This is a genomic window from Desulfuromonas acetoxidans DSM 684 (assembly GCF_000167355.1).
In the GTDB taxonomy this organism is placed as follows: domain Bacteria; phylum Desulfobacterota; class Desulfuromonadia; order Desulfuromonadales; family Desulfuromonadaceae; genus Desulfuromonas; species Desulfuromonas acetoxidans.
In genome coordinates, this window is the sequence record NZ_AAEW02000005.1 from 146442 (window position 1) to 171541 (window position 25100).

20 protein-coding genes are annotated in these 25100 nt (G+C 51.2%); 13 read left to right on the top strand and 7 right to left on the bottom strand.

Features of this window, described 5'->3' with window-relative positions; translation table 11 throughout:
* From DACE_RS05370 to DACE_RS05425, 12 genes are all read left to right on the top strand, one after another.
* Positions 1–603 (top strand): hypothetical protein, encoded by a 603-nt coding sequence (locus DACE_RS05370; protein WP_005999033.1) that lies wholly within the window; start codon positions 1–3, stop codon positions 601–603.
* Positions 585–2204, top strand: coding sequence for a peptidyl-prolyl cis-trans isomerase (locus DACE_RS05375; RefSeq protein ID WP_005999035.1), 1620 nt, complete (start codon positions 585–587; stop codon positions 2202–2204). Before DACE_RS05370 ends, DACE_RS05375 begins: the two co-directional genes overlap by 19 nt.
* Positions 2205–4139, top strand: a complete 1935-nt coding sequence (locus DACE_RS05380) for a cytochrome c3 family protein (RefSeq protein WP_005999037.1) — start codon at positions 2205–2207, stop codon at positions 4137–4139. It begins immediately after the preceding gene.
* Positions 4139–5320, top strand: a complete 1182-nt coding sequence (locus tag DACE_RS05385) for a cytochrome c3 family protein (protein ID WP_005999038.1) — start codon at positions 4139–4141, stop codon at positions 5318–5320. The genes DACE_RS05380 and DACE_RS05385 overlap by 1 nt, the downstream gene beginning before the upstream one ends.
* A gap of 10 nt (positions 5321–5330) precedes the next feature.
* Complete coding sequence (locus DACE_RS05390; protein WP_005999040.1) at positions 5331–6272, top strand: SMP-30/gluconolactonase/LRE family protein; 942 nt, start codon at positions 5331–5333, stop codon at positions 6270–6272.
* Positions 6273–6402: 130 nt separating this feature from the next.
* Positions 6403–7407 carry a cytochrome c3 family protein gene (locus DACE_RS05395; RefSeq protein ID WP_162013587.1) on the top strand — a complete coding sequence of 335 codons (1005 nt, stop codon included), beginning with the start codon at positions 6403–6405 and terminating at the stop codon, positions 7405–7407.
* A 49-nt stretch (positions 7408–7456) separates the two neighbouring features.
* Entirely contained in the window at positions 7457–8845 is a 1389-nt protein-coding gene (locus DACE_RS05400; RefSeq protein WP_040366286.1) for a YncE family protein, read from the top strand.
* Positions 8846–8847: 2 nt separating this feature from the next.
* Positions 8848–10068, top strand: a complete 1221-nt coding sequence (locus tag DACE_RS05405; RefSeq protein ID WP_005999044.1) for a cytochrome c3 family protein — start codon at positions 8848–8850, stop codon at positions 10066–10068.
* 44 nt (positions 10069–10112) lie between these two features.
* Positions 10113–10667 (top strand): methyl-accepting chemotaxis protein, encoded by a 555-nt coding sequence (locus DACE_RS05410; protein WP_005999046.1) that lies wholly within the window; start codon positions 10113–10115, stop codon positions 10665–10667.
* Positions 10668–10961: 294 nt separating this feature from the next.
* Positions 10962–12047, top strand: coding sequence for a cytochrome c3 family protein (locus DACE_RS05415; protein WP_005999047.1), 1086 nt, complete (start codon positions 10962–10964; stop codon positions 12045–12047).
* A 111-nt stretch (positions 12048–12158) separates the two neighbouring features.
* On the top strand, positions 12159–13280 hold the full coding sequence (locus tag DACE_RS17110; RefSeq protein WP_005999049.1) for a sensor domain-containing diguanylate cyclase: 1122 nt from the start codon (positions 12159–12161) through the stop codon (positions 13278–13280).
* A gap of 99 nt (positions 13281–13379) precedes the next feature.
* Positions 13380–15509 (top strand): CHASE4 domain-containing protein, encoded by a 2130-nt coding sequence (locus DACE_RS05425; RefSeq protein WP_005999051.1) that lies wholly within the window; start codon positions 13380–13382, stop codon positions 15507–15509.
* Between the two features lie 171 nt (positions 15510–15680).
* Here DACE_RS05425 and DACE_RS18320 read toward each other — a convergent pair whose 3' ends face one another.
* The 6 genes from DACE_RS18320 to DACE_RS05455 all read right to left on the bottom strand — a co-directional run bounded on the left by DACE_RS18320 (position 15681) and on the right by DACE_RS05455 (position 22831).
* The gene (locus DACE_RS18320) at positions 15681–17882 is read right to left on the bottom strand and encodes a methyl-accepting chemotaxis protein (protein ID WP_005999053.1); all 2202 of its coding nucleotides are present in this window, start codon (positions 17880–17882) and stop codon (positions 15681–15683) included.
* Between the two features lie 121 nt (positions 17883–18003).
* Positions 18004–18516, bottom strand: coding sequence for an acyl-CoA thioesterase (locus DACE_RS05435; RefSeq protein ID WP_005999054.1), 513 nt, complete (start codon positions 18514–18516; stop codon positions 18004–18006).
* A gap of 173 nt (positions 18517–18689) precedes the next feature.
* Positions 18690–19556, bottom strand: coding sequence for an SHOCT domain-containing protein (locus DACE_RS05440; protein ID WP_005999056.1), 867 nt, complete (start codon positions 19554–19556; stop codon positions 18690–18692).
* 73 nt (positions 19557–19629) lie between these two features.
* Positions 19630–20796, bottom strand: a complete 1167-nt coding sequence (locus DACE_RS05445) for a porin (RefSeq protein WP_005999058.1) — start codon at positions 20794–20796, stop codon at positions 19630–19632.
* Between the two features lie 380 nt (positions 20797–21176).
* Complete coding sequence (locus tag DACE_RS05450; RefSeq protein WP_005999060.1) at positions 21177–22088, bottom strand: class I SAM-dependent methyltransferase; 912 nt, start codon at positions 22086–22088, stop codon at positions 21177–21179.
* 8 nt (positions 22089–22096) lie between these two features.
* A complete protein-coding gene (locus tag DACE_RS05455) occupies positions 22097–22831 on the bottom strand; it encodes a DUF4197 domain-containing protein (protein ID WP_005999061.1) in 735 nt (244 codons plus the stop codon).
* 271 nt (positions 22832–23102) lie between these two features.
* On the opposite strand from DACE_RS05455, the gene DACE_RS05460 reads away from it, so the two are divergent.
* Positions 23103–24605 (top strand): B12-binding domain-containing radical SAM protein, encoded by a 1503-nt coding sequence (locus tag DACE_RS05460; protein ID WP_005999063.1) that lies wholly within the window; start codon positions 23103–23105, stop codon positions 24603–24605.
* Between the two features lie 161 nt (positions 24606–24766).
* Here DACE_RS05460 and DACE_RS05465 read toward each other — a convergent pair whose 3' ends face one another.
* Entirely contained in the window at positions 24767–25027 is a 261-nt protein-coding gene (locus DACE_RS05465) for a hypothetical protein (protein WP_005999066.1), read from the bottom strand.
* Positions 25028–25100 lie beyond the last annotated feature (73 nt).

Genomic DNA, 25100 nt, shown 5'->3' on the forward strand with positions numbered 1-25100 from the left:
ATGGCGCGTCTGATTGCACACATCCTGCTCTGCAGTATGTTAATCGCCTGTGCCGGAAAAACACCAACAACGACGGAAGTTCCCGGCCAGCATAAATCAGCCGGATTCTGCCGGATTACCGTGCTGCCTTTTGCCAACGACACGGATGAACCAAGACTGGGTTTAATTGCCGAAAAGATCTGTCAGACCGAGCTGTTACAGCGCGAAGCTCAAGTTGTCAATGAAGCGGATGTGCGCCTGTTCCTACAAAAACGACAGGTCTTTACCTCGGAGTTGACCCAACACGGCAGCACGGAACTGTATGCCGCCCTGGCCGAAGAGCTCAAAACCAAAGTCATTATCCGCGGTCGCATTCTGACGATTGATGATGAGAAAAAACAGGGCGAAATTGTTCCGATCATCACCCTGCAACTGGAACTGATCAATGCCACGGATGGACAGTTGATTGTCAGTTCCTTTCTGCGTCGCAGCGGTGAAGATTATCGCACCATTCTTCATTACGGTGTCATTCGCACCCGTAGTGAATTGATTCGGCAGATCATTGCCGAAATTTTTAACGACTGGATAGCGCGAGGAGTTGTAAGTTGTCAAAAATCTGCGTAAGAATCAGCCTGACCACCCTGATCTGTCTGTTATGGATAGGTAGCACAAGCCATGCCCTGTTCTGGCAGGATCCACCGCTTGTCGCCATCAACGATCAATCCTGGAATCGTCAAGACTTCCTCAACTGGTGGCAGGAATGGAAAGAACCGGGCATGGAACAACCGCAAAGTCCGGATGACTTCATCGACTGGATACTTCTCTCTGATGAAGCGGAGCAGATGCAGCTGTATGATGAACCGCGTTTCAAGCAAAAAGTGCATACCTTCTTGAAGGTTCGCTCACTAATGATGCTGAAAAATGAGGAAGTGGATGAAAAAATCTCCGTCAGTGATGAGGAGATCGATCGCATCTATCACCGTGATTATACACCGTTGCTCAAATTACGCTCCATTGAACTGGACAGCGAGGAACAATGTGCTGCGTTTATGCAGGCGGTCAGTCAAGGATTATCCAGCGACGAGGTTCTTGCCGACCCATTATTGCAATTGCCGCAAACAGGTTTGTCTGAACCGATTGTTCAACGCCCCAACCAGTTACCACCGCATGTTCGCACCTTGTACGAACAAGACCCACAAACCCGTTACCTGCCGGCTTACAGTTATCAGGATCGTTGGTTTATTCTCGAGATTATGCAACGTGATCCGGGCAATGACAATGATCGGGCCAATGTCGCTGAATCAATCAGCTATACATTACGCAAGGACAAACAACGTGAGCTGACCGGTCAACTCAATATGCGTTTAATGGAAAAGTATCAGGTCAAGATGGATGAGCAGGGAATGAAACGGATCCATGAAGACGGTCCGGAAGAGGATGTCGCCGAAGCGGCCATGATTACATTTCCCGATTTCACCATCACCGGCCAGATTCTCTACAAAAACGCGCTGAGCCACTATCAGCGTTTCGGCGGCAAAGAGATGAAAGACACCTCGTTTGAGGAGATTGTCCAGCGCGTTGCCAACGATATTGTGGCTCAATCGCTCACCAGCATGGAAGCGCTCAATCGCCACTATGAATCAAAGCCGCCTTTTCAGTCGGTGTACTTTTTTTACCAGCGCCATCGTCTGATCCGTGAACTGGAAAGCAAACTGATCCTGCCCTACACCCAGGTCAGTGACGAGGAACTGAGCCACTACTACAACGAGCACCGAGAGGACTATGCCTATCCGGTGCGGGTCCGTTATGCCAGCGTGGAAACGCGCAACGAAAAAATGGCCCTGAAATTGCGTGAAGATTTGCGTCAAGGCGCTGATTTTTATCAGACATTATCACCGTTATCTCCCGCAGGCATTGAAACGAAAACAACACCACTGGCCCATCTTATCCCGGAAATGCAGGACTTAATTGACCGTTTACAGCCGGGGCAATCCGACATGTTAGAGGTGGATGGCTACTTCCACTTTATCCGCTTAATTGAGGAACCTAAGGTGGATTACAAGCCATTTGACCAGATCCGTGATGCCCTGAAAGCGCAACTGACGCAGGCAAAGTTCAGCCAACGACGCGCTGAACTGGTTGCGCAGCTGCGCCAACGCACGACAATTACCGTGAATCAAAATCAATGGCAACGCTGTCTCAATGAACTCAACAAGGGGCAATAAATGATGAATCGATGGTTCCCATCTTTTTTGATCGTTCTTTGTATGTTGTTACTCAGCTATGGCTGTTCCGGATCGGGAGGCTCAGCCAGACGAGTCGTTAAAGACTGTCTCGACTGTCATGCTGAATATCAGACGATGTTGCAGCACGATTGTCTGCATGATCCTCTCAAAGGGGGAACCTGCAACGGCTGTCATCGTAACCACGGGCTACTCGGCGGGGTTTACCTCAATACCGCTGAAAATGAACTCTGTTTCAAATGCCACCAGCAGATCACCTCAACGGCTGAGGATGCCGTCGTCCATCAACCGGTTGCCAAAGGCAACTGCGCGCCCTGCCATGATCCGCACGGTGGCAGCAACGACGCCCTGCTGGTCAAGAGTGGACGCGATTTATGCATCACCTGCCATGACGAGTCGTTATTCTCCGGACGCGTTCGGCATCAACCGGTGGATCAGAGCTGCGGCACCTGTCATGCCCCCCACTTCTCGATGCATCCGAATCGCCTGACCCAAGAGGAAAGCGCACAGTGTTTGACCTGTCATGACAACAAGGCCCAGATAAAGCAGCATCACAGCGGCTATCAGGTCACAACAGGCTGTAGTTCATGCCACACGGTTCACTCGTCTAATCGTGAGGGACTGTTGCGACCAAGCATCCATCAACCCATTCTTGAAGGAGATTGTTCCGGCTGTCATGTCAGCTCGCAAAACCCATCACCGTTTGACTTAGTTCGTCACGATGCTGATTTATGCCTCGGCTGTCACGATGCCCTGCAACAGGATATGGCCCACGAGAGCAGTCACCAACCCGTCAAAGACGGTGACTGTTTCAGCTGCCATAACCCTCACGCCAGCGATCATGACAATTTGCTGACGCAAGCCCCTGAAACCTTGTGTTTTCAATGCCATGACCGGGAGAAAAAGCAAACCAGCCAACATCCGGCGTATTCCACCGGGCAATGTCTGGGTTGTCACACCCCGCACCGTTCACCCACAAACCAACCGGCGCTGCTGCGGGCACCACTCAACAGCTTATGCGCCTCCTGTCATGAACAGGGCCAACAAAACATGCGGGTTTCCCATGCCCCGGTCAGTGACACCGCCTGCGACACCTGTCACGCGCCCCATGGCAGCACACAGCCATCGCTGCTGGTCGAGCCACAACAGGAGCTGTGTTTAGACTGCCACGAAACCATGCGTGAGCCGTTAGCCCGTCTCAACCTGCATGCCCCGGCAGCGACCAACGACTGCTCCGGTTGCCATCAACCCCACGGCAGCAACAACCGCAATCTGCTTGAAAAACGGGGCGCGGCGCTGTGCGCCACCTGCCATGAAGAAACCGAAGAGATGCGTTTGCATGGCCCGACCCACAGCCCGTTTAAACAGGGGCAATGCCAAACCTGCCATGACCCACATGCCAGTAATTATGCCGGTCTGACCGTCAAGGACACCAATGCCATCTGCTTTGACTGTCATCAGGATTTGGTCAACGACAAAAAAGTGCATCAGCATTCGCCATTTGCCCAGGGCAACTGCACCACCTGCCATCATCCACACGGCAGCGGCTATGTTGCCAACCTCAAACAGGCCTTACCCGATTTGTGCCTGAGCTGTCACGATGTCGATCATTACTGGGCCACAGGGGTCGCTCATGAACCGGCTCGTCAGGGACAATGTACCGCCTGTCACAATGTTCATCAGTCAGATCGCCCTCACTTGCTGACCATGGACGTTGACCGTCTCTGTCAACAATGCCATGAAGAATCTCCCCAGCAACTGGCTGTCCACCACGGTGGGATCGCTCCCGGAGGAGATCGTTGCCTGAGTTGTCACGACAGCCACGGCGGTCAGGACCGCTCTTTGACATTCCCGATTAAACACCAGCCTTTTGTAGAGAAGAACTGCCAGGCCTGCCACCAGGGAGGGACACACTGATGAATTATCGCAGTTGGATTATGTCGTTGCTGCTTCCGGCCCTGGTTTTGGTCAGTGTGAGTAACTCATTCGCTGCCTCTCCCTGTTTTCAATGCCACGACCCAGCCCTTTTTAACGGTAAGGTAACCCATGCACCGGTCGCCAAAAACAAATGTGACCAGTGCCATAATCCACATCTGGCCAAATTTGACGGTCTGTTGCTCAAACAGGGCAGCCAGCTGTGCTTTCAATGTCACGATACCTTTGAGGCCAACGTTTTTAGCAAAAAAGTTGTTCATCAACCGGTCGCCGAGGGGCAATGCAGTGCCTGTCATGAACCACACGCTTCGGCAACATCGGGCCTGTTAAAACGCTCCATGTCCGAGTTGTGTCTGACCTGTCATAACGATATTGACGAGCAACCGGGTAAAAGCCACGCACCGTTTGCCAAAGGGCAATGCGCCACCTGTCATTTGCCCCACTCCGGTGATCGGCGCGCCCTGCTTAAAGCGGATAACAGCGCGGTGTGTTTGAGCTGTCATCAATCGAGCCCGGCATTGCGCCGTCAACACCTTAACCGCTCGTTGGACGGTGTCGATTGTCTGGAATGTCACCAGCCCCACAAATCGCAACAGGTCAGCTTGTTACGCGAGAACCTGCATCAACCGTTTGCCGAGGGAAAATGTCAGAGTTGCCACTCGCGCAACAACGATCTGAGTTTGTGCCTAAGCTGTCATGAAGAGATTCTGACGTCGTTCAACCACCAGTTCAGCCACCGGGTTGTCGGATCCCAGACCAATGGATGTTTCAATTGCCACAGTCCCCATGCCAGTCGTCAACAGGGGTTGATCAAACAGGCACCGGGCCAGGCATGTCGTCAATGCCACGAAGGAAAATTTGAGCGCCGCGCCACAAGCCTTTATGTGCATCCTGATGCCAATAACTGTGTGACCTGTCATCAACTGCACGGCTCCGATCTGCCGGCCATGCGCAAAAAAGATAACGACTCGGCCTGTGTTGACTGCCATGAGCGTCACAGCAATTTCAGCCATCCGATGGGGGATAAAGCGCTTGATCCCCGCAATGGCCAACCGATGAATTGTATCTCCTGTCATGATCCCTGTAACGGCACGATGTTTAAGTACAACCTCAGGGGAACCAGCGATAAGGGTTTGTGTATCCTGTGTCATGCCGGATATTAGGAGGGACACTATGCGTTTATTTTCATCCCAACAACGAAAGACGGACACCGTCGACATGGGCGTAATCCACAAAAAAAACAGCATCAGGTTGACCCAACACCTGCTTTGCCTGGCTCTGCTGCTGTTGGTTCCGGCGCTGGTTTGTGCCAAGGCGCCATCCTGGCACAGCAGTCTGTCATTCCCCAAAGAGATGGCCATTGATGCGCCATCGGGATTGGTAATCGATCAGGCCCGCAAACGCTATTACGTCATCGATTATAACGCCGACCAGTTGGTGTCGTTTGATGAACAGGGCCAATTGATCGATCGCTTTGATGCCATGGGCCGCCTGAAAAAACCGGTCAGCATGGCCTTCGGTGCGCCCGGCAAGATGTGGGTGGTTCAACGCAGCACCAACGAACTGTTGTATATCGACTTGAACAGTCGTGATGTGCGCCGCTTCAATGTGAGTAAAACGAGTGGCCAGCCGATGCTGATTGACCGCGTGGCTACGGATGACCAGCAACGGCTTTATGTTGCCGACAGTCACAGTGGCCGGATCTTTCGACTGGACGACAACCTCAAAATCACCACCATTTTTGCAGGAAAACGCGACAGCCAGCTGATCGATTTTAAAATTGCCGGCTCCACCTTGTATGCTCTGGACAGCCAGCATCAGCAATTACACAGCTTTACTCTGGATGGCCAGCACAAGGACACGATTGCCCTTAAAGGGGATCTGGATCGGCCGGTTTCCTTTGTCTTGGATTCGCACGGCATGATCTACATCCTGGACCGCCCACAAGGCAAAATTGCCGTTTTCACGGCAAAGGGGCTGTTCAAGTACGGCTTTTGCCACCGCGGCGCCCGGCGTGGCCAATTAAATTACCCCAGTGAACTGCACATGGACTGGCAGGACCGTCTGTGTGTGGTCAATCAGGGCAATGATCGCATTGAGGTTTTTAAACACTGATCCACTCGGATCATCAACGGTGATGATGATGTCAGCCAATCGAAGAATAAAAGCAGTTAAACAGGTGACAACGAGAAGAGTCCACGCCCTTTCCGGTCTCATCGCGGTTTTTTTGTGCCTGTTCGCAACGATGACACACGCGAAGGTCATCGGTCCCTGCTCCAACTGCCACACCATGCACAACAGTCAGAACAACAGTCTGGTCAACAGTTCCGGACCAAACCATTCTCTGCTGCTCAACGACTGTGTCGGTTGTCATACCGGTGCCAATACCGAAGGCGACTCCACCCCGTTTGTTCATAACACCGGCACAGTTGATTACAACACCTCCGGTATTGAGGGAGATACACTGGCTGGCGGCACTTTCAAATATGTGGCAACCAGTGATTACAAAGGACACAACGTTGAAGGCATTGCTAATCCCGATCTGACCTTGTCAGCACCTCCTGGATTTGATGGCGGACGACAGGCGGCCGATGCCACCACTCCGGGTGGCGGTCTGTGGTCAAACCAGCAGATCACCTGTGCCGGCACATACGGCTGCCACGGCAGTCATGCGACAAGTGACCCGTATCAGGCGATCTCCGGCGGCCACCATAAGAACAGCCAAGGCACGGCAATTACGGCACCGGGAACGGCACCTGAGGATGGATATCGACTTCTGGTCGGCATTGCCGGATATGAAGATCCTGAGTGGGAATTTACGCCAACAGCCGCGCTGCATAATCAGTACAAAGGGGTGGATGATGCCGGTCAGTACAGTGACACATCGACCATCAGTTATTTTTGCTCGCAATGTCACGGTCAGTACCACAATCCATCAGCGAATTTGAGCACCGGGGGCGGCTCCCCCTGGCTGCGCCATCCGACAGATTACGACATGGGCAATACCGACCTTGATTCCGAATACCGCAACTATGGCGACATCGGCAATCCCTACCTGCCCGCCACACCGGTGGCCAGTGCTTCGGTGGCCAGTGTGAAAAGTACTGTGACATTTGCCGATGACACCATCGTCAACTGCCTGTCCTGCCACCGTGCTCACGGCTCCAATTATTATAAAGCCATGCGCTGGGGCTATGCTGAAAGCAATGATGGCGGGTTATGCTCCAACTGTCATACCAGTAAGGATTAAACCGGCCAGGGACAATATGTGTAACTCTTGCAGATTTAATGGAAATTTCATGAACTATTTTCGATGGCGATATCTGATCTCAACACTACTTGCAGTGATTCTACTGGCTGCCTGTCAACCAAATCTCGTTGAGACGCCGACCCAGTCTCGCTCAACAACGGACAGCATTGTGTCGGTGTACCTCAATTACACATCCACTGCGGATTTTCGCCTAGAAATTCAAGATCTGGAGTTACGCAGCAAAGATATCTGGCTCCCCTGCCGTGGCAATACTTCTGACACCAGACGTTCCAGTCGCCAACACCTGATTGCGTTGGATGCTCTTCCGGCAGCACAGTACGATCAGGTTCGATTTCGTGTTGAACTCTATTCTGAACAGAACACGCTCCTGCGCACAGAGCAGGTCACTCTGGGGATCGCCAACCATCTGCTTCTCAAGCCATCGGGGAGCCAGTGTCTGTTTTTACACTGTCGATTGTCCCCGTACACGCTTGACCGCCCACTTCCGGAGCAATTTGTCGTTGAAAATCAGGTAGCACCGTTGGCGGACAATCTGCTTTACGCCCTGTGCCCTGACCTGTCAACGGTTTATATCATCCGCACCGACCAATTTACCGTCACCGCCGCCTACCCGCTCCAGGGACAAATCAGCGACATGGTGGTCGATAACGACCGGCGACTGATCTATTTTCTCGACCGTCAACGCCAGCAGATTCAACGCTGGGACGGTATCTCACAACAGATGACCGACCGCATTCCCTTGCCCATGACTCAGAGCCCGGAAGGCCTGGAGATCTCCCCGGACGGGGAATTCTTGTTCGTCACCGATACCGTCAACCGCCAATTGCTTAAAATCGACGCTGAAAATGGAACCCGTCTGGCTCAAGTCAACATCGGTCATGAGCCATCGCAGCCCTACTGGTTCGAGCACAATGGTCAGGCACGCTTGGCGGTGATCTCTCTTGGCGACCAACAACTGCATCTGGTCAGTGCCGACAGCCTGGCCACGATGGCTGAAGTGACGGCAGGGCAACAACCGTATGAAACCGTGTATGCCAACAATGCCCTGTTTGTCAGCGACAGTTTCGATTATCAGATCCTGCAACTGGATCCCGACAGTGGCGTTCTTCAGGCGCGCATTCCCACCATGGGCCGCCCCATGGCCATGCTTGACGACACCATTCAACGCAATGTCATCATTGCCGAACAGTCCCGCTCAGGGCTGGCGTTACTGCCCTACGGGCAACAGTTGATCGCCCGGCACATTGCGGCAGGTGCGGCACCCCACGATCTGGCCATCTCCAACAAACGCCGCCTGTTGTACATTGCTGATGAAATCAACCATTCGATCGTCGTCCTTGATCTGCCATCGGAAAAAATCATTCAGACGATCGAAGTCGGATCAACGCCAGATGTCATCATGGTTCAGGAGCCTTAAACATGCACGACCAGCTCAAACATTTTTATGCCATCGTTGTGACGTCCCTCTGCCTGTTGCTGCTGAGCTCATTAACCTGTCAGGCCAATGATGCGTTGTGCCTTGACTGTCATGACGAGATTAAACAGGTCATCGATGAAAGCTATTATGTTCACGAACCGGTACGAGCGTATAAATGTCGCGTCTGTCATGCCCGCGACGAATTCGAACCATCGATGCCGGTATCACAACCGGAGCCGAATAATAACTATGTGCTGGCCTACAAGCAGACAACCTCCCATGAGGAACAACCGATCACCTGGCTGGTGGAAAACTTCACGCCGGCTTTTCATCAATCAGCTTTGATCAAGCAACGCAAACTCAAAGATCGCCTAATCCTCGATCTCTGGTATCAACAGGCAGGCAAAAAGACCCATCAGTTCGACACACCTGATCTGGACGCACTACAAACGCAGAATCCCCGTTACCAGATGCTTGCCATCGAAAACCTGTATCTCACCGATTTCGATACTCGTTTGGTGCCACGCGCCACTCTGCACTGGAACACCAATGAACCAAGCCGGTGTACAACCAGTTACGGCAACAAGGCTCTGGATGTCGTGTATGAGGAAGATGATCTGTACCTTTATGACCATCACATTGATCTGCGCAATTTCACCGATGGCGGTTACGTGGTGGAGATCTCCTGCCGCGATCCCTATCGACGTGTAAAAACCACCGACCGGTTCAATATTCTGACATTGCCGGTTCGTGAGCAACCCATTGCAGCACCCCCAGTGGAAGAAGATCGAATCGCCTTGAAAAACCTTCAGGGCAAATTGTGGATCGAGGTGGAATCGCACCAGCCAGCCAGTTTGTCCGTTGGCGTTCAAAAGACGGCCGATAGGCAGCAAGCCGTCGATGAACCACTGTCTCAGGCTCTCGTCGAGACCACCACTGCGGATAGTGAACGTTCGGAAGACGAACACATCACGTTGAATACACGACTTTATACAACAACCCAAGTGTGCCACAAATGCCATACCGGCCTTGAGCCGGGACAATCGCACCCGGTTAATGTGCTGCCACCGTTGAATATGATTGTCCCCCCGGAATACAAACGGCTTAAAAACGGAAAAATCAGTTGCATGACCTGCCATACGGTGCATGGCAGCAACACCGAACATCGTCTGATCAAAAAGTCCCCCAAAGCCCTGTGCACCGGATGTCATACAAATTATTAACCGATCTGCGGTATTACTGACCATAACAGAACAAGGAATCCCCCATGACTGCTGACAAATTCAAACGCAAACTGGTCAACCTGAATGTGAAACGCCGCTTACAGCTCTGGTTGCTGATCCGCATCGGCGGCATCATCATTCTGACCTCCATCATTTCCGCACTCATCCTCTACGGCTATGCCCGTCACGAAACCATCGACACCTTCTATCAGGCGCATATCAAAATTCGCCGTGTCAGTGATCTGCTGTTGCCGGTTGTCTTATCCGGATCAGCGATCAGTCTGATCAGCGGCGCCCTGCTGGCGTTATTTCTGCCACAGAAAATTGCCGGGCCGCTTTACCGCATTGAACAAGAACTTAACAAGGTTAAGGCTGGAGATTTTCGCACGAAAATCAGGCTGCGCACCAAAGACACTCTGGTCAATTTCACCAGTCAGATCAACGACACGATCGCAACCGTGGATCAGCGTCTAAGTGACATGCAAAAAGCCATGAACAGTATTGACAATATTGAATCACTGCCGCAGGACACCCGGGAAAAACTCGACGATGTCAAGCGACTGCTCAACGACTGCAAGACCACACTGAACAATCACTGATCACCATCAGCTTCCCATCAGGCTCCGTTTGTTTCGTCGTCGAGACAAACGGAGCTTTTTTCTTCCGCCCTCCATCAGCCAGTCGGCACGCTTCTTGATATTTATACCTGTAACAACATAAACAGCTGGCACAACCACTTAAAATGGGTGTTATTGCCCACCCATAGGGGCAGATAACACAAGTGCGGCATACAGCGACACAACGATTCATAAGCTTAAGACATAGAATATGAAAGAAAGATCGTTCTAGCCAATATCAGACACAAACTGCCACAACACTTCAGGAGGGAAACAATGAAAACTTCACGGCTTGGTTTGCTACTTATCGTCACACTGGTTCTTTGGAGTTCCAGTGCCCTGGCGAGCGTCAGCGGTTCCTGTGCCAACTGCCATACCATGCACGCCACTGACGGCGCCGGTAACACTCTTGCCGGTGGCGCTAAAGGGTCATTAACCATTGGCGGCTGCGTCGGTTGCCACACCGGTAACAACGAAGACGCAGACGGTGCTTCCGCCGGTGCCGGCGGCGTTCCTTACGTTATGGATACCGCCGAGCCGACTTACGGTCCGGAATACTCCGGTGGTACGCTGGTTGCTAATGTCCAGACCTTGGCTGGCGGCAGCTTCTGGTGGGTTGGTAAATCCGCCGGCAACGATGCTACCACGGGCCACAATGTGACAACAGACGGCCTGTGTGATTTTGATATGGACGCTCCCGGCCGTCGTGACGGCGATCAAACAGCATTCAGCTCCGGTGCTCCGCTGACCTGCGCCGGCACCATGGGGTGCCACGGTGACCGCAGCGTCGCTGGCGACTATGCGAGTATCAGTGGTGCCCACCACGGTTCATCGTCGACAACAGTTGACGACAGCTTCCGCTTCCTCGATGGAATTGCCGGCACCGAAGCGCCGGATTGGGAGTACGCTGCAGCCATTGACAACCACAACAGCTATAAAGCTCAAGCACGCAGTGAAGCGTCAACCATGTCCGATGGCGGCGATACCATCAGTTCCCTGTGTGGTCAATGCCATGGAGATTTCCACAGTGGTACCGACACAGTATCTGACGGCAGTGCCTGGTTGCGTCACCCGACCGATATCGTTCTGCCGGCTGGCGAGTATGCCTCCTACGCGTCTATCCCGGACGAATCCGGTATCTATAACATCATTGCCCCTGTTGGTGTAGCCACTCCAATTGCCTCAACAGCCGATGTAACCCTGGCCAATTCTGTCGTCACCTGCATCTCCTGCCATCGCGCACACGGCTCACCGTATGCCGACCTACTGCGTTGGGACTATGCCAACATCAGCGCTGGTTCACCCATCGGTGGTGTTGACAACAACGGCTGCTTCGCCTGCCATACCAGCAAGGATGGTTAGGTAAGAGTGACAGCAAACAGATCCAACGGGGATGGGCATGATTTGCCCATCCCCTTCTTTTCCATATCATTTAATGCATGCCTTATCGGCTAAAAAAAAAGGGAGGGTCATGTGATCAGCACCAACCGACAGATTACCATGGCACTGAGTGCAGCAGGCGCTCTCGGTGCTATCATTGGCTATCTCTATCTGATTGAGAAAACGGAGCTGAGCGCTTCAACGCTCTTTCTGTTCATGCCGGTTGGGCTGACTTCTGCGGCGATTGCCGCCCTGCTCCTTGCCTGTCACCTGCGTTCCGACCGCCAGAACCGCCAGCTATCGGACCAACAGAAACTGTTCAGTGATTTCATTCATCACGCCCAGGATCTGATTCAGGTTGTTGACACCCGCGGCAACATTCTTTACGTCAACAACATCTGGGAGGAAACCCTCGGCTATACACGCGCTGAAGCCTCACGCATGAATATTTTTAACATTATTGCCGACGACCACAAGAGCATCTGCCAATCCCGGTTTGCCGAACTCCTCAACGGCCAATATAAGGGCTGTTTTGAGGTCACCTATCAGACCAGAGACGGCCAGGCCATCACCCTGGAAGGTAATTGCAGCTACAGTGTCAAAAACGGCACCCCCCATATGATCCGCGGTATTTTTCGTGATATCAGTCAACGCCGTGAGCAGGATGAACATATTCTACAGATGGCCTATCACGATATGCTTACCAATCTACCCAACCGTTTTTTGCTCAATGATCGCTTGTCCCAGGCAATTTCCCAAGCACGTCGTTACCATCAGAAAGCCGCTCTGGTCTATGTGGATCTGGACAGCTTTAAACGGATCAACGATCATCATGGTCATACTGTCGGCGATATCCTGCTGCAAAAAACAGCACGACGCATGCAGGACTGTTTACGGGAAAACGATACGGTTTCACGCATCGGCGGGGATGAGTTTTTGCTCATCCTCACTGGAATCAAAGACCGCGGCGACATCCCTCAAATTGTCGACAAGGTGCGCATCGCTCTTGCAGCTCCCTACATCGTCAACAGCCTGCGTATCAACTCGTCAGCCAGCATGGGAACGGCCATCTATCCTTTGGACGGCGTGGACCCTGAAGCACTGCTCAACCAAGCGGATCAAGCCATGTATATGGCTAAAAAACAAGGTGGAAACGCCCATTGCTTCTATACTGAAAACACCCCGCCAAAAACAAAAGTTCTGCGTTTGGTTTAACCCTTACGAACCATAAAAACCTGATAAGGCAACATTACTCTTTCATCGCATTTATGCTATGATGACGAATCAAATGATTCCTTATCAGTGAGTACATTTATGTCCCTTCGATTTAAGATCCTGCTCATGTTGTTTGCCACCTTGAGCATCTATGGCCTGATGGATTACACCGTCCATCGGTTGTTCGTCTTGCCGACATTTCTCAACCAGGAACACACCCGCATAGAAGAACATATTGACCACTCCATGCAGATCCTCAGTTTTGAATTACTGGGGCTGGATCGTTTATGCCGTGACTGGGCATCGTGGGACGACAGTTACACGTTTATGCAAAAACACGGACAGGATAAGGACTATATTAAATCCAATCTGGTGCCGGCAACCTTTGAATATAATTCCCTGGACCTGATCTGCTTCCTCGACAACGACAACCATATCGTCTGGAAAGGCACCTCGGATAAGTACATCGGCAGCAACCAGGAAGATTTCCTCCAACCTTTCAGCCCGTTACTGAAAGTTTCAGACAACAATAGCGGCTTCATCATGACAGATAAAGGCCCGATGATTCTGGCCTCTCGGCCGATCAGCGACAGTGATGAAGCAGCTCCCTATATCGGCTTTCTGGTGATGGGACGCCTGCTGGTCGACAGTCCAATCATGGCTCTGAATCGGCATCTGCACGGCAGCGTTGAATTCATACAGCCTAAAACCAATAATTTGATCAGTGACAAAAACCTCGAATTTCTCACACTGCGTGAAGATCCGGTTATTTTACCGCTCGGCAACACACTCCACACGTTCAAAATGGTGCGCGACATCAACCATCTCCCGGCATTTATTGTCCATATGCAAACAGATCGCACCAATGTCGTCCACGGCTTGGAGACCATCTCTTACGATGCCTTCTCCAACGTATTTTCCGGCTTTATCACCATCGGAATTTTCGTGCTTTTCCTGCGCCGCAACGTCATCAAACCAATCAGTAAACTGACCCGTCATGTCAACAGTATCAACACCGCTGAAGACCTATTGACAGTCCCCTTGAAAACGCCCAGTGACGATGAGATCGGCGTACTTTGGCAAGGGTTTAACCAGATGGTTCACAGGCTGCAACGGGACCGCTTACGCCGCCTGGCTGCTGAAGAAGCGCTACGCAGCAACGAAAAACGGATTCATGCCATTCTCGACACGGCTCCGGACGGAATCATCACCGTAGACCAAAACGGCACCATTGAAAGTCTCAATCTTGCAGCGGCAAAAATGTTCGGTTATGACTCCGAGGAACTGGTCGGCAAGTCGATCAGTAAATTGGCCCAGGACGAACATTCCGGGCGTTTGCTGCAGACCATCAAAAAGTATCCGGAGACCAGTCATTACAAATGCTTTGATTCAGGCTGCGAAATGGCGGGACGAAAGATCGAAGGAGAGTTCATACCGGTTCACATGCGTGCCAGTTCTGTTCAGATCGGCAGTGACACACTGTTTGTCTGGATTGTTCGCGATATCTCTGAACTCAAAGCAATGCATGATGAAATCGCCCACAGCAAACGTCTGGCGGCTATCGGTGAAATGGGCGCATCCATTGCACATGAAATCCGCAACCCATTGGCCGGTATCGGCGGCGCAGCCCAGATGCTGTTGAAGAGCGTCAAGGACAATCCCCGCCAAGTCGCGATCCTCAACGAGATCATCATTCTGGTGTTCCGCATCGAAAACACCGTCAACCAGATGCTCGACTATGCCCGCGCCTGGACACCAAATCAAGCGTTGATCACGCCGATGCAGCTTCTCAAAGAGGTGGCCACTGAAGCCGAAACCATGGAGAACTTTAAACAGATCTCTTTTAAATTCAGTGGTGACGATTCAATCGCCATTCCTCTCGATGAAGACCTGATCCGTCAGGTGCTGTGGAATTTGTTTAAAAATAGCGCTGAGGCCATGCCGGATGGCGGTGAACTCTCCTGCCATGTTCAGGCAACTCAGAATGAACTGATCGTGTCGATTCAGGACCACGGTATGGGGATGGATGATGAAACGATAAAAAAACTCTTTACGCCTTTCTTCACGACCAAAATTTACGGAACCGGTCTCGGGTTGCCCATCTGTCAACGTATTATAGAGGCCCACAAAGGCAGTATCGCCATTCACAGTGCTTTGGGTGAAGGGACAACCATTTCGTTACGCTTCCCCTTCAACGCTCAACCTCGTCAGATTGAGGATGTACAATAAAAAACCTCCATCACATGAATTGCCTACCCGGTGAGCGGATAATTTAATCCACGTGTTTCGATGCGGTTGACATGATTGGACACATCGATCAACTTAACACAAAAAAGAAACCGGCCGCTGTCGTTAAAACAGCGGCCGGTTTCTTTTTTACCTATCAATCTTTGCAGAACCTCAGTCGCCCCAACCGATCTGCGGCATCTCTTCGGCAGCCGATGGCGCATTGCTAGCTTGTGCCGTCGGGTTGCCAGCGACCTTAAAACGAGCCAGCATGGCACGCATGTGTTCGGCCTGGCTGGACAACTCTTCTGCAGCGGCTGCCCCCTCTTCAGCACTGGCGGTATTTTGCTGAGTCACCTGATCAATCTGGTTGAGGCCCTCGTTAACCTGAGAGATCCCCTCAGCCTGTTCGTTAGCTGCGGTGGTGATCTCACTGATAAGAGCATCCATTTTTGAAATACCCTGCATGATCTCCTGCAGAGAACCGGAAGTCCGTTCGGCAATCTTCGAGCCGTTGTCCGCTTTGGACACCGAGCCCTCAATCAGCTCAGCCGTTTCACTGGCAGCTTTGGCACTGCGCGCCGCCAGGGTCCGAACCTCTTCAGCAACAACAGCAAAGCCCTTACCATGCTGTCCGGCACGCGCGGCTTCAACCGCTGCATTCAGCGCCAACAGGTTGGTCTGGAAAGCGATCTCATCAATGACCTTGATGATCTTTGAAATATCCTGACCGGCTTCATTGATCTTTTTCATCGCCTCAACCATGGCGTCCATATTGGTGTTACCTTCATCCGCCGATTTAATCGCCGCGCCGGACAATTGGTTTGCCACTGTGGCATTGTCGGCATTCTGACGTGTCTGACTGGCAATTTCAGTCATTGAACTGGTAATCTCCTGCAGAGACGCCGCTTGCTCCGTCGCGCCTTGCGATAACGCCTGACTGACATCCGACACCTGCATGGAGCCGGAAACAATCTGACTGCTGGCGCCATTGACTTCAGAAACGAGGCTACCGAGACCGGCCACCATCTCCTGAAGAGCCTTACCAAATTCATCTTTTTCCGATGCCAGATGCACTTCAGGAGTCAGATCACCACCTGCAATGACTTTAGCCAGTTTCGCTTTATCAGCGAGACTGTCACACATGGCGTTCAGGCTGGCGGAGAGAACTCCCATCTCATCTTCTCGCTCAATATCGAGGCGCTGACTCAAATCGCCCAGAGCAATGGCTTCTGTGACACCAACAGCCTGACTGAGCGGTTTGGTGATGAAATTGGTCACCACCAGAACTATCACCCCAATCAAAACCAGCAGGAACAAGGCGGCAAAGATACTTTTCTGCTCAATGGACTCCAGAGATGCCAGCCCGGTGCTCTTAATTGACGCCAGACTCGTCAGAGTTTCACTGACATCTTCCGTCATCACCATCAGACCGGCCTGTTTACCGGAAAAATCCTTAATCGGAAAAACCGTTACATAATAGTTATCGACCAATTCCGAATGTAATGACCCCACACCGGCATTGAGGCGGTTGATATCCACCAGACGACTGACGAGTGATGAGTCGGTTGAGGCGCATAAAACATACTTGCTCCCCAGTACCGGATATTTTTTCGCGTCTTGAAGTTTGGTGGCAATGGGCAACAGGTCGGCGTTCATATACACGGAATAATTTTGCGTTGGAGCGGTTTTCGAAATTTTCAACAGGGCATTAAATGGCAACAGCACTTCCGCCGAACCAAGATGGCTGCCTGAATCCTCAATCGGCACCAAACCACGAATGGCAAAACCACCCCGACCAACTTCAATGCCACTGATCGGTTTATGACTACCACTGTTTATTTCAAGAACAGTTTTACGAAATCCTGTCAGGTCATCCGAGATATCAATCTTCTGACCATTACGTTTGGTCTGCCACCCATCACGCCACAAACGCACCAGACTGCGCCCGGTCGGCAAGTGAAAATGGAGTTTCAATTCAGCAAGACCTGTCTCTTTTTTAAAACCGGCAATAACGGGTTTAAACATTTCCCGGAGCTGAACACGCGCTTGTTGTCCTGAATCATCACTTTCGTCATTTAAGTTGCCGGAATGTGCCAGGCGATAGGCGTCAATCACACCGGGGGTCTGACTGAGAATTGCAGCCTGCTCCAGGGCTTTACGTCCCATGCGATCAATATTACCGTTGATATCCTGAACTTTAGCTGCCGTATTGGAAACCAGGGACCGTTCAGAAAGTTGCTGCGTTGTCTGCAACTGGCTGTCCACCAACGATGTGATGGCATTTTTCATACCGAACATGCCAACAACAAAGGCAAAGATCAACACACCAAAGACAGGCAACAAAAACTTGGTCCGGATTTTCTTTACGCGCATAAATTCGCCTCCTGGTAAACGGGTGTTCTTATTTAATGATCAAAATAACAGCAAATCGGAAAATTGCATCAACTTCAAAAAATTAATTAGTTACGCCAATATTAGAAAACAAAATCCGTACTCAATGAGAAGAGAAATTATCAACTTCTCCTTCCGGCATTAATGCTTTGCTTTTGCGCCGACGACGCAAGCGCCTTTCACCACCGGCATTCAATGCCTGTTCAAAATCGGTTTCGGCAACAATCTCGGGAACCCTTATCGGGGTTCCATCAGAATCCAAGGCAACAAAGACAAGAAGTGACGTCAGGCACAGTTGTTTTTCGCCGCTCATCAGATCTTCCGCAACTACTTTGACATAAACCTCCAACGAGGTGGTACCGGTCCAACAGACGAACGATTCCAAGGTCACCGCCTGACCAACCCGCACCGGACAAAGAAATTCAACAGAATCAATAAATGCTGTGACAACTGTGGTACGAGCATGACGCATGGCTGATATGCTGGCAACTTCATCGACATAGGCCATCATCTTTCCACCAAATAATGTCCCATGGGTATTGGCATCAGGAGGAAGCACAACAGACGTTTTAGTGACCCGCGATTCACTGCACGGTTTTGCCGACTTTTCTGCCATAGTGACTCCTAAAACAACTCATTTAATTACATTTACACGTTAGCAGCCCTGTTCACTAAATAACAAGCGTTGTTTTGTGAGAAACATTAAACAAAAAAGCCCCTTACAGATATGCAAAGGACTAATATTATACAAAACTTCTGAGATTAAAACGTCACAGGACAGTCAAGAATTCATTGATTCATCTTGGCCAAAACTTTTGCTTTTTCTTCTTCATACTCTTTGCTAGAAATCAATCCATCCTCAAACAGGCTTTTTAAAAATTTAAGCTGCTGCTTGATCGCCTGTTGCTGTTGGCGTGGGGTTATGGCTGGCACACTCGTCTCACCCCTGTCTGGCTTATGCGTCGCATTGAGTGGCAAAGAAAGTGTCGTTTTGGGCGGGGCAACAGGAACATACTGGTCTTCGACATCAAGATGGTCTTCAAAGGTTTCCATATCCACTTCAAGCCACATGCACACCTGACTGCCATCAGCCATTTTTTTTAGGTGTAATCCGGCGTTTTCAACAACCAGCGGAGTTTCGGTTCCAGCAACTTCAAGAGGGCTCAGCTTGGCAAATTGATGATAGATGGCAGAGGTTTCACTCGGTGCCCGCTTGGCATTGATGTAACTAAAGGCAATGTTTACGTTATTGTCGGAATCAATAAACACCACCCCTTCGGTTTTGCGGCTGTTGCTGAACAGAACCCCCTGTTGCTGGCCAAAAGAGACAAAACGCACCCATTGCTGTGGTGACGCGTGCTGAAGAGCTTGCTGCAACGACGGTGCAAGTCGTTCAATTTCCGCCGATTGAAATACCGCCATGGGTGTCTCTTCGTTGGCAATCCCCGCTGCACCAACATAGACCAGTTGCGCCAAAAGGTCTTTCACTGCATCCAATTGCAGATGATGTGGATGGGCAAAAGCCTGATCCGCCTGTTGCCCAAGAACAACCGCGTGATGGTACTGTTTTACAACAGAAGTCTGTCCCAACTGCACACTGGCACACGCAGTTAACAGCAGCAGAGCAACGCTCCATAAAACGGCCAGTTTTTTCATAAAAACCTCACACCCGATATCATGAAAAAAATAAGGCAGGCTTCTCAATGTTGAAAAAAGCCTGCCCTAACCTTTAGAAACTGACAATAGCGCCCAGAGCGATTGTTTTAGTCTCCTCTTCAGCATTGCCGATCGAAATCTCGTTGATGTTGTATTCACCAACCAGCTTCAATCCCTCATTGACCGTATAGAAGATGGCACCGGTTTTAGTTTCATTTTCCCAGTCCTCGACGCCGACATCGCCATCAAGCTCACTCTCGCCATACGATCCGACAAAGCGGAACGCACCGAGTGTGTATGCAGCCTGAAGCAGATAGCCCTCAGAGTCCAGTTCATCTCCATTGGCATCAACAACCGGCAGCCCCAGCGTCGTATCAGCACCGGCACCGAGTTCAAAACCAAGGCCACTCGCCTGATAGCCGGAAGCATGGAGAGCCAGACCGGAAAAACTGGCACGGATCCCGTAGGAAACTCCGTTAGTATCGATCTCGTTGTCCTCGTTTTCAGAAGACTGGGTTAAAAAGCCGGTCCACGCGGTGATGCCACCTTGCTTGTAGGTGTAATTGTAGGTCAATTCACCTTCGAAACGCGGTGCATGTTCTTCACCACCGGCGGCAGTGCGTGACGGATCGACAACGCCAATGGTCAATTTAAAACCAGCAACTTCCGGCGAACGATAGGTGATCTGAGCCGAGGGGAACGGGTAGGTATAACCGGTACCGATATTTCCAAAGGAAACCCCGTTGCCATCGATCAGGCCCATGGCATCGCTGACATTACCGTAACCAAGCAAAATTTCATCGAGAAAGATGTTGGAGCGGTTGAAAATTGTGAAATCCTTACCGATCAGAACCTGGCCCCAACTGCCGTCGATCGTGCCGTAAAACTGACGAGTGTCGATACCGGATTCGGTCACATTATTATCGCTGTCATTAATCGTCACCCAGAAGGATGCACGGCCACCCAATTTCAGATCACCGATCTGCTTGCTGAAATTGAAGCCGATCCAGTTCGGCAAAAAGCCCATTTTCACCCGGGACTGTTCCCGGTCAGAGCCGGCAATGGCTTCCATTGCCGCATTTTTATCACTGTCACTATGGACATAAAACGTGTTGAACGATCCATCAACGCTGAATGTTGTGGCATCCGCTTCATAGAGTGTAAGGGCAGCAAAAGCTGCTTGTCCACTCAACATAAAGATGGCCGCTCCACAAACTACCCCCCAAAACAATTTACGCATACTTTCTCCCATTTTGATTGATGTGACATTTTGACACCATGAATTAACACTTAATTCATGACGCCGCCTCTCCCTTGGCATAAAAAAGAACGATGTTTACATCGTTGCAAAACTTGAAAGGCTTCTTAGCCATGTTCATGCCAAAAACATCACATCAAGATAAAACAGGGGTTTAGTATACATTTTTACAAAATTGGCTCAGTGCAAAACCAAAACTGAACCATAATGGAACAACATAGCAAGCACTTAAGAGACACAATGAACCAATATGTGACACAATGTATACACTACGGGCTCTAATTATTAGCCATGGATCATTCGGTTATGGTAAATAAAACAACTTACTATTTTTTTAAATAGCTTTTGCGAGTAATAAATAATCAGGAATGATATCGAAGATGATAAAGGCGGGTTTTACAGTGCGGTTTTTTTTCGGGAAAGTCCTCTCCTGAGTCCAGGCAGCCCAACAGCTCCGCGCAAGGCAGATACGAAGCAAGTAAGTCCTCAAGAAAAGATTCTTCAACATGGGGGCCATTGAGGCAAAGCATCAGCTCGCCACCGGGAACAACCCAGCTGGGAAGACGCTGCAACAACTTCGGCCAATGGGTCTGGGCTGTGAAACTGCGCCCTTGCTGGGCAGGAGGATCACAGACAATCAGGTCAAAAGGAGCCAGTTTACGCATGCGGCTGTTACTGCGAAAGACCTCTACAGCTACGAAACTGGCATCGCGCAAGTCATAACCGTTAAGCAGGTGATTGGCGCGGCCAAGCTCTAACGCACTGCGACTCATATCAACATTACACACATTCCTGGCGCCCCCCGCCAATGCCGCGATAGAAAAGGAACAGGTATAGGCAAACAGGTTGAGCACCTTTTTGCCTTGAGCCCGTTGACGAACTAGACGGCGACCAAAAGCCATATCCGGAAAAAAACCAAGGTTCTGCCCGCGATCAAGCTGAAGATGGTATCGCAGGCCATCCTCGAGCGCCTCAGGCTGATCCGGAGCCTCACCTGACACCACCCTGACCGGGCAGCCCTGTTGATAACGATACTGCACCACCACACAACGTGCGTCAGCAATCAGCTCACGCAATTCGGCAGCCATCGCCTCAAGCCACGCGGCATCGCGCTGCCGATACAGGCAGATCAGGATCAGATGCGGGTGGTAATCAATGACCACATCGTCGTAACCGGAAAAACATTGCCCACGGCCATAAAACAACCGCCGACTTTCACCGTTGGCGGGCAGATGATGTTGTACTTCGGTTAACAGGGGGGACAATGGTTGCATACCTGTGGTCAGTCCTGCGCTGCAAAAACTGTTTTCAGCAGTTCGGTTGTGCGTTTGGCTGGGTCCCGACGAATCTTGACCTCCTCAGTCGCCAGCATGGTGAACACGCCATCCTGAGCTTCATCAACAATATACTGCTCAAGGTCAAATTGCGGCTTAGACGTAAACGGTAAGGCATTGTAAGCATTTACCAGCGTCGTGTAATAGCCATATACGCCAACTTCAGCCATTTTATCCTGGACAATGGGCTTGAATTTTTCAGACAGTTGAGTGGAGGTCTTTTCGCGGAAATAATCCGTGGCCGCCGTATCATCCCCCTGCAAAACCCCCATGGCATCAGTCAGAGTCATCGATGTGATAGCCTCCCAGAACACCCCTTTGGCTTCGCCGGAAGCACTCTCTGCAGCGCGGTTCATGGCCACTTCAAACTCATCAACATACGAGTCCATACCGACACTGCGTAATGTGGTGGAGACCTTCTGTAACGACTCAGGCATGGCAATACGGATCAGGGAATTTCCGAGAAAGCCGTCCTCAGCCGAGGTCAAAGAGACTGCGCGTTCACTGCCGACCCGCAGGGCTTCTTTGAGCCCTGAGGCAACGGTGGATTCGTCAAGGGCGCTGGCCGTGGTTGTCGAGGTGAGCAAGCTGCTGAGCAATGGGGATTCAGTAACCTCAACACAACCGGTACTGAGGCTGATCACGACAGTGATAACGGCTGCAAACCAATAATTTCGTTTCATTTGTCCCCTCCTGTTCATCATCCAACATTCCTCGCATCAGCGAATGCTTTCAGTGCACGTGACCTGCGAACCACAGGACCTGGTCTTTCGACCTGCTGATGGGAGGACTGGCGTGCCTTTTACCAGAAACGCCTTGCGAAACCAGTCCGGAAAAAAGACTTTTAACCAGCACTGACACATCACCTTCAACACGATTTTAATATTGACAGAGCCCTGCCAGGAACGCTACACAAAATCTTTCCTCTGCTGACACAGGATCTCACCACAACACATGCTGCTCATCCACCCTCCCATCGCCAAAGCCTGTGAGCCACCGGCGGGTCTCGCTCTCCTGGCCGGAGTTCTGCGCGCCCATGGGCAGAGCTGTCAGGTGATTGACTGCAACCTTGAAGCGCAGGAGCATCTCATTCAAGCCCCTGCCGTTAGTGATGACACCTGGACACGGCGGGCGAAAAAACATGCGTCGAGTAACCTTGAAACCATCCGCCAGCCTGCACTGTATCACACGTTTTCCCGTTATCAACGCTGTGTTGCCGATCTCAATCGCGCCCTTAATCAGAGCAGCCAACAGGCGGCCATGACGTTGAGCAACTATACCGACAGCAGCTTTTCCTGCGTGCGCAGTGACGATCTGCTGGCCGCAGTGGAACACCCGGAGCAGAGTCCTTTCCATGACTATTTTATGAACCGCTTGCCCCAGGCTCTGGAAGAAAACGCACCGCAATTCATCGGCATTTCTCTCAATTTTATGAGTCAGGCGGTTCCAACCTTTGCCATGATCGGCCTGTTGAAAAAAATCGCTCCACAAGTGACTATCATTGTCGGTGGCGGTTTGATGACATCCTGGATGCGCCATCCGAACTGGCAAAACCCTTTTAAAAGCTGCATTGATCACTGTGTCGATGGCCCTGGTGAAGCCGCGTTGCTGAAACTGCTCGGTGTTCATCCCCAGCAAAACCTGACCGCCCCACCGGACTATTCAGTCCTGCCGTTGGAGCACTACTGGTCACCGTCTCCGATTCTTCCTCTAGCAACATCCCGCGGCTGTTACTGGAACCGCTGCACCTTTTGCCCGGAACGCGCCGAACAAAATCCCTATCACCCTTTGACCGTGTCCACCATTGTTGAGCAACTCCATCACTTGTGCAGCGAATGGCAACCGGGACTGGTTCATCTGCTGGACAACGCGATTAGCCCGGCGCTGATCAATGCGCTGATGGCCCAGCCTCTGCCCGCCCCCTGGTACGGCTTTGCCCGAATCAGCAAACAATTAGCAGATCCCGACTATTGCCGGGCGTTGCGACAATCCGGTTGTATCATGATCAAGCTGGGCGTGGAATCGGGCGATAATCAGGTTCTGGAAAGCATGGACAAAGGTGTCACCGTCGAGCTGACGGAACGGGTGCTGAACAGCCTCAAGCTGGCGGGCATCGCAACCTACGTCTATCTGCTGTTCGGCACGCCGACGGAAAATCTTGACGCGGCAGAAGCAACCCGCCAATTTATCTGTCGCAACCATGAGGCCATCGGCTTTTTGAATCTGGCGATCTTCAACCTGCCAACCAACAGCCCGGATGCTCAACGTCTGGATTTACGCCCGTTTTATCAGGGGGATTTGAGTCTTTATAGTGATTTTGACCATCCTAAAGGCTGGAATCGTGGCGAGGTGCGTCGTTTCATCGACAAACGGATTAAGAAAGAACCGCTCATTGCGGAAATCTTGCGCCGCGATCCACCGCAGTTCACCTCCAACCATGCGGCGTTCTTTGTTTAACGCAAGGTTATGACCACCCGGATTCACCCCGATAGATACCGTGAGATTTCAAGCTACTAGTTCGACGCTAATGTGGTTCGACCTGTGGGCGCGACAGCCCACATCACGTAGGTAACACGTCACGTACAAGGATGAGGTTTGCAGCAGGAGAAGGGGTAGCCTTACAGCTTTGCCTCAGGCAACTCAGGAAGCCGATTCAAAGCAGCAACATAACGCTGCAAATCAAACGATTCGCCACTTTTCAGCACATCAAACACCTCAGAAATCACCACACAGCCAATCAGCTCACGCGCTTCCGGCTCAGGGTAGCCTTCATTAACCAGACGAACCAGTGTTTCGGTCACCTCGGGCGGCTCATTGGTATCAATCTGTTCCTGAACCACCTGGGCAATGGCATTTTCGATGCGGGGATGGACGTCCATATTCCCTCCTGTTGAGATGATAAAATTCTTTGTTCGGGAGGCACAGACTAACCATCCACTTTGAAAAAATCAA